Annotated in this window: 4 protein-coding genes and 2 riboswitches; of the genes, 2 read left to right on the forward strand and 2 right to left on the reverse strand. The window is 69.9% G+C overall.

Annotation, left to right across the window (positions count from 1 at the left end; genetic code table 11):
- A partial coding sequence (locus tag MJ783_RS07055; RefSeq protein WP_370651473.1) for a hypothetical protein occupies positions 1-606 on the forward strand: 606 nt, incomplete at its 5' end.
- A gap of 416 nt (positions 607-1,022) precedes the next feature.
- Positions 1,023-2,747, forward strand: a complete 1,725-nt coding sequence (locus MJ783_RS07060; RefSeq protein WP_239309383.1) for a serine/threonine-protein kinase — start codon at positions 1,023-1,025, stop codon at positions 2,745-2,747.
- A 5-nt stretch (positions 2,748-2,752) separates the two neighbouring features.
- Here MJ783_RS07060 and gcvPB read toward each other — a convergent pair whose 3' ends face one another.
- Together gcvPB and MJ783_RS07070 are read right to left on the reverse strand one after the other, a co-directional pair.
- The gene (gcvPB, locus tag MJ783_RS07065; protein WP_239309384.1) at positions 2,753-5,767 is read right to left on the reverse strand and encodes an aminomethyl-transferring glycine dehydrogenase subunit GcvPB; all 3,015 of its coding nucleotides are present in this window, start codon (positions 5,765-5,767) and stop codon (positions 2,753-2,755) included.
- A 423-nt stretch (positions 5,768-6,190) separates the two neighbouring features.
- Positions 6,191-6,306: riboswitch (glycine riboswitch) on the reverse strand.
- A riboswitch (glycine riboswitch) is annotated at positions 6,307-6,411 on the reverse strand. It abuts the riboswitch before it with no gap.
- A 520-nt stretch (positions 6,412-6,931) separates the two neighbouring features.
- Positions 6,932-9,127, reverse strand: a 2,196-nt coding sequence (locus MJ783_RS07070) for a hypothetical protein (protein ID WP_239309360.1), incomplete at its 5' end; no start/stop codon positions are given.

A 9,127-nucleotide genomic window follows, 5' to 3' on the forward strand; every position in this document is an offset into this window, starting at 1 on the left:
ATCGCCCTCGCGGGCGCGGCTGTGCTCGTCCTGACCGGCTGCGGTACGACCGACGGCATCGGCTCGGGCCGTGCCGCGGGCACCTCGCCGAAGCCAGGCTCCGCGGCGGGCGCGGACACGACCGGGACCCTGCCGAACCTGGTCGGTAAGGGCCTCCAGTTCGCCCAGGACACCGCGCAGGCGGCTGGCTTCACCACGTTGACATCGCATGACGCGCTCGGCCGGGGCCGCGGCCAGTTCATCGACCGGGACTGGCAGATCTGCGACCAAACCCCCGCGGCAGGCAAGCATCCCGTCACCACCAAGGTCGACTTCGGCGTGGTCAAGCTCGACGAGTCCTGCCCAGCCGCGGGAACCGTGGACACCACCGTCCCGAGTATCGGCACGACCATGCCGAACCTCACCGGCCGCTCGCTGAAGGCCGTCATGCCGGCCTTCGGGCGGAACTCGAGTATCACGCTGCATGACGCCACCGGCGCACGCCGTGCGGTGGTGGTCGAGAGCAACTGGAAGATCTGCTCGACCTCCCCGGCCGCCGGTAGGCCCTACTCCCTCGGGACCCCGGCCACCCTCAACGTCGTCAAGGTCGAGGAAAGCTGCCCATGACGCCTGCCGATACGCGCGGGGCAGCCGCGCGGGGCTGGGCGGCGGCCGGCCACAAAGCAACAAGTGCCCACCGGAATACCGGCCGCCAGGTGAGACAGCGAGCGATCGGAAGTTCGCCCAGGGCCTGCCGGCACCGGATGGCGCCTTACGTCGTTGTCGTCGGCCCCGGTAGAACACCGCTACCGGGGCCGACGCCGCCTCGCGACGCATCCGCCTGGCATCGGGCACACCCCGACGGACCTCCCAGATCAGCTTCGCCAATCCGGCCAGAACCCTGGCTTCCGGCGGCCACCGCTAGGCTGCGCAGTCTCACGTAAAGCACGCGATTGAGGACGGCACGTGCCACACAGACTGGGTGACGGCGTTACGCTGAAGACGCTGATCGGCCACGGCGCCATGGGTGAGGTATCGTGTCGATGACGACTGGCAGCACGCCGCCGGGAACGGACCTCCCGGGCCCGGGAGGAGACCCGTCACCGCTGGCACCATCCGCCGGGGCGGAGCCTGCGTGGGATGCGGTACTCACCCCGTTGACCCCGCAGGACCCCCTTGAGATCAGCGGGTATCTGCTCCGGGCCCGGATCGGCGAGGGCGGCATGGGAGCGGTGTACCTCTCCTACACCCCTGGCGGCCGGCCGGTCGCACTCAAGATCGCCCGACCGGAGTTCGCCGCCGATCCCGCGTTCCGCCGCCGCTTCGCCACGGAGGTGGCGATCGCCCAACGGGTCCAGGGCCTGTACACCGCCCCGGTCATCGACTGCGACGCCAACGCCGCGCGGCCATGGCTGGCCACCGCCTACGTCGCCGCCCCCTCCCTCGCCGCCGTCGTCGCCCGCCAAGGCCCGCTGCCGGCGGAAACCGTCCTGGTGCTGATCGCCGGGGTCGCGGAGGCGCTGCAGTCCATCCACGCCGCCGGCGTGATCCACCGCGATCTCAAGCCGGGGAACGTCATCCTCGCCGCGGACGGCCCCCGCGTCATCGACTTCGGGATCTCGCGAGCGGTCGAGGCATCCTCCGCGGCGATCACCCAGACCGGGGTACGGATCGGCACGCCCGCGTTCATGTCCCCCGAGCAGGTGCGGGGAAAGCCCCTGGCCGCGGCCGGGGACGTCTTCTCCCTCGGCTCCACCGCCTACTACGCGATCATCGGCGAGTTACCGTTCGGCGCGGACGCCGCCGTCTTCCACCGCATCGAACACCAACAGCCCGACTGGGAGCGCTGCCCGGAGCAGGTCCGCGGGGTCCTGGAACAGTGCGTGGCGAAGGACCCGGCGGCCCGCCCCACCCCCGCGGCACTGATCGAGCTGTGCCGGGCCGCGTCCACCGACGAACGCCTACGCATCGGCGAAGGCTGGCTACCGGCCACCGTGACCGCGGAAATCACCCGGTACAGCATCACCCCGCCATCAGCGCACCCACCATCCCCGCCGCACCCGTACCCGCCGCAGCCGGCCCGGCCGGGGACGCCTCGGCCGGGGGTAGCACCCTCGCCATCCGCGCCGCCCGCACCAACACCGCCCGACCGTCCACGGCGCAATAGGACACCATGGCTCATCGGCGGGCTCAGCGCGGCGGCAGCGCTCGTGGTCGCGATCGTGCTTCTCACGGCCCTGAACAACACTCCGTCGGGCCAGCCGAACCGCGGTGGAGCCGCGACCGGATCGGGGGCCGGAAACACGTCCACCGGCAGTGAAACATCCACCACCGGCTCCGGCTTATCCTCGTCGAGCACGCCTTCGGCCGGTTCACCATCGAGCGCGCCCTCCTCGCCTGACTCGCCGACGGCCATCGTGCTGGCCCAAGAGCGGCTGCGTATGACCGACTCAGGTGACGGGGTCGACGTCGACGCGCTGCCGCTGACCGTCAACTTCGGTGGCTTGGGGGGGAGCTTCTATACGTACGCGGGACGCATCAGTGGTAATAGGCTCGCGCTGTGGTCCGCTGCTGGCGTACCAACAGCGGATGGATGCGCTTCCCAGCTGCGGACCCAACCGATGTCAGCGATCGACATCCACACCGGTCTGCGGTTCTGTGCGACAGGTAGAAGTTCCCGCCGTATCGCCGCAGGCGAAGTGGTGTCGTACGGCAACGGGGTCAGCCAGATCCAGGTGACCATCTGGGACATCCAGTTCAACGGCTGACAGCCCTAACTGTGGGTGCCGGAGTCGGCCTTAGCGGTGGAGTCGGCCGGAGCCGTAGCCTTGGCGGTGGGGGGCGGCCCGGAATCCGGGTCGGCGTAGGCCGCCACCGGTGGACAGGTGCAGAGCAGGTTGCGGTCGCCATAGGCACCGTCGATACGGCGTACCGGCGGCCAGTACTTCGCGGTGCGCAGCGAGGCGACCGGATAGGCCGCGACACTGCGTGGATACGGCCGCGGCCAGTCGTCGGCGACCAGCATGGACGCGGTGTGCGGGGCGTTACGCAGGGGGTTGTCGTACACCGGCCAGGTGCCCTTGCCGACCTGGTCGGCCTCCCGCCGGATCGCGATCATCGCATCGCAGAACCGGTCAATCTCGGCGAGGTCCTCGCTCTCGGTCGGCTCGACCATCAGCGTCCCGGGAACCGGGAACGACATCGTCGGCGCGTGGAAACCGTAGTCGATGAGTCGCTTGGCCACATCCTCCACGGTCACCCCGGTCCGCTTCGTCAACGGGCGCAGATCGAGGATGCACTCGTGCGCCACCAGCCCGTCCCGCCCGGCGTAGAGAATGGGAAAGCAGGACGACAGGCGGTGAGCGATGTGGTTGGCGTTGAGGACCGCCACGGACGTGGCCTGGCGCAGGCCGTCCGCGCCCATCAGGCGGATGTACGCCCAGGGGATCATCAGGATGCCCGCCGACCCCCACGGCGCGCCGCTGACCGGCCCGATACCGGTCAGCGGGCCGGCCTCCGGCCGCATCGGATGGTTGGGCAGGTAGGGCGCGAGCCGCTCGACCACCGCCACCGGGCCGACGCCCGGGCCACCGCCACCGTGCGGGACGCAGAACGTCTTGTGCAGGTTCAGGTGGCTCACGTCCGCGCCGAACATGCCGGGCTTGGCGAGCCCCACCAGGGCGTTCAGGTTCGCGCCGTCCACGTAGACCAGGCCGCCGCAGGAGTGCACCAGGTCACATGCCCGCCCGATCCCCTCCTCGTAGACGCCGTGTGTCGACGGGTAGGTCACCATGAGCGCGGCGAGCCGCTCGGAGTGCGCGGAGGCCTTGGCGGCCAGATCGGCCAGATCGACGTTGCCGTCGGTGTCGCAGGCCACCACGACGACACGCATCCCGGCCATGGCCGCGCTGGCCGCGTTCGTCCCGTGCGCGGAGGACGGAATCAGGCAGACGTCGCGAGCCGGCACACCTGGCGGGTTGTGGTCGTGATGGTAGGCGCGGATCGCCAGCAGCCCGGCGAGCTCCCCCTGACTACCCGCGTTCGGCTGGAGCGACACGGCCGCGTACCCGGTGATGGCGGTGAGCCACTCGGTGAGGTCAGCGATCAGCTCCAGATAACCGGCGGCCTGGTCGAGCGGGGCGAACGGGTGGATGTCGGCAAAGTCCGGCCAGGTCACCGCCGCCATCTCGGTTGTCGCGTTGAGCTTCATCGTGCAGGACCCAAGCGGGATCATGCCACGGTCCAGCGCGAGGTCCTTGTCCGCGAGCTGGCGTATGTAGCGCAGCATCGCCGTTTCGGAACGGTGCTCGTTGAACACCGGATGGCTCAGATAGCCGCTGGTACGCGACAGCTCCGCCGGAATCGCCTGGTCGCCACCGCGAGCGCTGCTGGTGCTGGTGCTGGTCCTGATGCCGGTGGCAGTGGCGCCGGCAGCGCTGTCAGCGCCGGCAGGCTTCGATCCGGATAGCATCACACGATCGGCTGTGGCCGCGGCGTCCGGACCCGGCATCGTGGGATTCGCGGGCAGCGGCAGCGCCGGGACACCGAACGCCGCCCACACGGCGTGTAGGTCCGCGTCCAGTGTCGTCTCGTTGCAGGAAACACCGACGTGGTCGGCGTCGACCAGCCGCAGGTTCAGCCCACCGGTGAGCGCCGCGTCGACGACCTGCGCGGCCCGCGACGGCACGAACGCGAGCACGGTGTCGAAGAAGTAGTCGTGGACGATCTGGACGCCGCCGGCGCGGAGCCCGGTGGCCAGGCGTACCGCGTGGTCGTGCACCCGTTCGGCGATCGCGGTCAGGCCGTCCGGACCGTGGTGAACGGCATACATCGACGCCACCACCGCCGGCAGCACCTGTGCCGTGCAGATGTTGCTGGTCGCCTTCTCCCGCCGGATGTGCTGCTCCCGGGTCTGTAGCGTGAGCCGGTAAGCACGATGGCCGTCCGTGTCCACCGACACACCGACCAGCCGGCCTGGCAACAAGCGCTCCAGGCCCGCCCGGACGGCGATGAAACCAGCATGCGGACCGCCGAAGCTCATGCCCATACCAAACCGCTGCGTGCTGCCGACCGCGATGTCCGCGCCGAGCTCGCCCGGTGGCGTGAGCAGGGTCAGCGCCAGCGGATCGACCGCGACCGTGACGATGATCCCGCGGTCTCGTGCCTGCTCGAGCACGGTTCGCGGATCTCGCACCGCGCCCTCGGCGCCCGGGTAGGCAAGCAGGACGCCGAACGCGGACTCGGCCAGCTGCTCGGGCAGGACGGTTGACAGGTCCGCGACCACCACGTCGATGCCGAGAGCTTCGGCGCGGGTACGGACCACCGCGATCGTCTGCGGCAGCGTGTCCTCGTCCACGATGAACCGTGGGCCGAGCCCCTTGGCAGCCCGGCGGGCGAGCTGCATGGCTTCGGCCGCGGCCGTCGACTCGTCCAGCAGCGAGGCCCCCGCGACGGCCAGGCCCGTCAGATCAGTGATCATCGTCTGGAAGTTCAGCAACGCCTCCAGCCGTCCCTGGGAGATCTCCGGCTGGTACGGCGTGTACGCGGTATACCAGGCCGGGTTCTCCAGCACGTTGCGCTGGATCACCCCGGGCAGCACCGACGGATGGTACCCAAGGCCGATCATCGATGGCACTCGGCGGTTACGGCTACCCAGCCGCCGCAGCTCCGCGAGCACCTCCGGCTCGCTCGCCGGGGGCGGCAGGTCAAGCCCGCTGTCGCGAATCACCTCCGGCACGGCAGCCGTGGTCAACGCCTCCAGGCTGGGGTAACCGAGCTCCGCCAGCATCGTTTGGCGCTGATCGGCATCCGGACCGATATGGCGGTCCACGAATGTGATCGTCTCGCCGCCGGCCGGCCCGGCCGGATTCGCGGCGGGCCGCGCCGTCCGCGCCGCTACCGGCTCGGGCAACACCGGCTCCGGCGCCAGGGAGACAGACGACGGGATGGCTGATCCCGCCACGGTGGCCGGCAGCTTGCTGAGCGTCCCATCACCGACACGCTCCGGACCGCCACGATGGCCGGTGCGGCCGCGGCCAGCACCGCCGCTGTGGTTGCCGCCGGCCGCGCCACCGGGCGTACCGCGGTCAGCGCCACGGCCCGCACCGTTACGTGCCGGGGACGGACCACCTGCGGATGAGGGAGAGTTCGTGTGCACTGTCGAAACGCTCCAGAGGTCGGGCAATCCGGCGGACCCGCCGGTCGCGGCTGGCCTCCCCCCTCTGTACATCTGCCTGAGAGTTTCACCTGCCGCGGTCGGTCCGTGGACCGGTGCGGCTGGCTTTCACCGTCGGCGGGAGGCCTGTCGGCATCCACTTTCCAGAGCTGCCTGGCCCGGCGGTCGCCTCAGCCTGAGAGTTTGTGGGGAGATCTTGCTCCTTCGGCGCCACGGGCACGGACTGGCGTGCCGTGGGCTCTCCCGCACGGGTGTGAGCGGCGTCGATATACGGTTATGTGACCATTCTGTAGTTAGAGCGACCGGCAATAGGGGATGCGGTGTCGCGGGGCTGGGGCACGCATCTCGCCGCATCGCTCCCCGTCCGTCGCTCCCCGTCCATCGTTGCGCGATGCACGGGTACCCCGGTTCGTCAGTCACCACCCAGCACCAGGGTGACTCCCTCCGCCGCCTTGCGCCGCACGCACCCCAACCCCACTCCTTGATCCACACCCCCATTACCGGGCGCTCTTAGTCGATAGTCGATCGGTTAGGCAGCCAGCCCGATCCTAGGGTTTCCAGCGGCCCGCCGCCAATGTCAGTCGTGACAATCCATAAAAAATAGTACATATTTTGCACTTCAATGACTTGAGTAAGAGGATCTGACAGTCGGGCATTCGATCTGACAGCGGCGTCCGGGTGGATGGATCACGAGGTAACGGAGGGATGCACCCTGTGTTGGGCGTCGGCCGACGACAACGACCGGCGGCGCCGCCTGGGCGGCGCGAGCCGGACATTTTACCTGGCGGAACCGCGGTTCAGCTCCGCTACGGTCGGGATGAGGTCACCGATAGTGGCGTAGTCGACCGCGACAAACGTCGGCAACCGCCCATGCGCACGCTGGCACGCCCCTATCTGATCAAGCAGGGATGCCCGGCGGTTCACCACCGCCGCGTCAGCCCGGCTGCTCGCGGTCCGGGTAATCCAGTGATTGATGAGAATGATCGCCGGTTTCCGCTCGCCGCGCCCGAAGGAGCAGGTGAAACCGTCGGGCGCGGAGACGTCGAACGGCGTGTCGGCCGCATATCGGAAAAACCGCCGATAAAAGGAGCCCGGGACATCAGCGCTCTCGGCGAACACGACCAGTCGGCGATTCTTCTCGACCATCGAGCCCAGTGACGGCCAAGCACCGCCAGGATCCTTGGGCGGGGTCAACACGTACCGGCTGAGCCCCGCCGCGCTGAAAGCGGCCATCACCTCGGCCGCGGGCGCTCCATCCTGGATGATTAACGTGACGACCTCGGTCGGATTCGCGCTGAGCCAGCCGCGGATTCGGGCCAGCTCCGTATCCAGGCTCAGCGCCCCGAGCTGGCAGACGTCGTGGCAGAGCCACAGCCCCGCGCGCTGGGACCGGGCGCCGCGCGTGAGCGGTTCGACAGCGGCACGCTGGTCCGGTGGAAGCGCGCTGAGGAAGGTCTCCACCTCGTCAGGCAGCGTCCAGTGGTGGACGTCGATCAGCAAGGCCCGGACGCCCGAGTTCAGCTGACCGATCAGATCGGGATCCTGGGCCGCCCCGAGGAAGCGCGCGTCGCTGGAGGCCATGGCGTTGTGCGTCGCGGGGTACACCACATCGGTGTAACGACGGCCGCAGAGCAGATCCGAACCGTTACAGATCCGCGCCGCCGGGGCGACCGGCAGCGGCAGCACGATCCAGCACACGGAAGTGATCGCCGCCGAGGCCGCCACCAGCGTCTCCCAGTGTCGCCGCCGCGCGGTCGACCGAACGAGCGCGGTCACCACAGCCATGACCATCGTGCTGCCGGCAGCCGCCACCAGCGGAATGATCGCGAATTCCAGCCAGCGGCGCTGGGCCTGGCCAGCCAGCCCCGCCCAGATATCGCCGAGCATCGCCCGGACACTCACCGGGAGCGATGACGAGGGGCCGGTCAGCGCGGCGAACGGGTCGCCGAGCAGGCCCGGGAGCGCACCACCGGCCGCTGCCGCGATGATCCCGGCTACGGCGAGCGCGGCGGCGACCAGCCGCGGGCCACGACCACCCTGCCGGCGAACGGCGACAAAGCCGGCCATGAGCACCGCCAGGCCCAGGCCCGCACACGCGCCGGCGGCAAGCAGCACACCGGCCGAGCCAAGGCTGTGCACGGCGTGTGCCGCGGACATACCCGGTGAGGCGGGCAGCCCCGCGAGCGCCGGCCCGAGATCGAGCACCGTGCCGCCACCGACCCGGCGGCGCAGGTTCGCGATGGCCGCCTCATCCCCCTGGAAGAGCAGCGGGCCCGCGACCACCAGCGCCGAGGTCAGGTCGCCGGCCCGCATCAACGTCACCAGCTGCTCGTGCGCGGCCCGGCGCTCCAGGCCGTCCAGTCCGGGTGCCCGGTCAAGAATGACGTCGGCAACGTGATCGGCCTGCTGCGGCGAGAGCCGGACCGCCCCGATCGACGGCACACCAGCCGGTGGGCGCCCCATCGACAGCTGGTCAAGCGCATCAAGGAGACCAACGGTGAACCTGCTCACGTCGTCCACCGGGTACGTCGTGGCACCGGCCACCTCACCGGCCAGATAGGTGCTGGCGAGCTGGGAGATGCTGGTCAACACCGGCCGCAGGTCGATGCGCAGGTAGAGCGTGTCGGCATCGCCGCTCAGATAGCCCGCGGTCCGCTCGGCGAGGCTGGCGGCCACCCCCTGCAACGACGATGGCGGGACGACGACCCGCAGATTCGCGGTCAGCAGCGACTGGTCCACCGGGAGACCGGCGAAGAGCTGGCCGGAGACCTCGACGACCCGCGGGTCGGGCAGGACTTCGGTATAGAAGCGCTCGTACACGTGAGCGTCGGCGAGTACCCGCTCGTAGTAACCGGGCTGCTGCACGGTGCTGTGAACGGTGAGCAGGGCAACCGTAGCCAGCCAGCACAGCGCGGTGACCACGATGACGACCGCCCGCAATGGCCGGTCCCACCGAGAACGCGGGCCGGTGTG

It is taken from the genome of Protofrankia sp. Cj3, assembly GCF_917627355.1.
Lineage (GTDB): Bacteria > Actinomycetota > Actinomycetes > Frankiales > Frankiaceae > Protofrankia.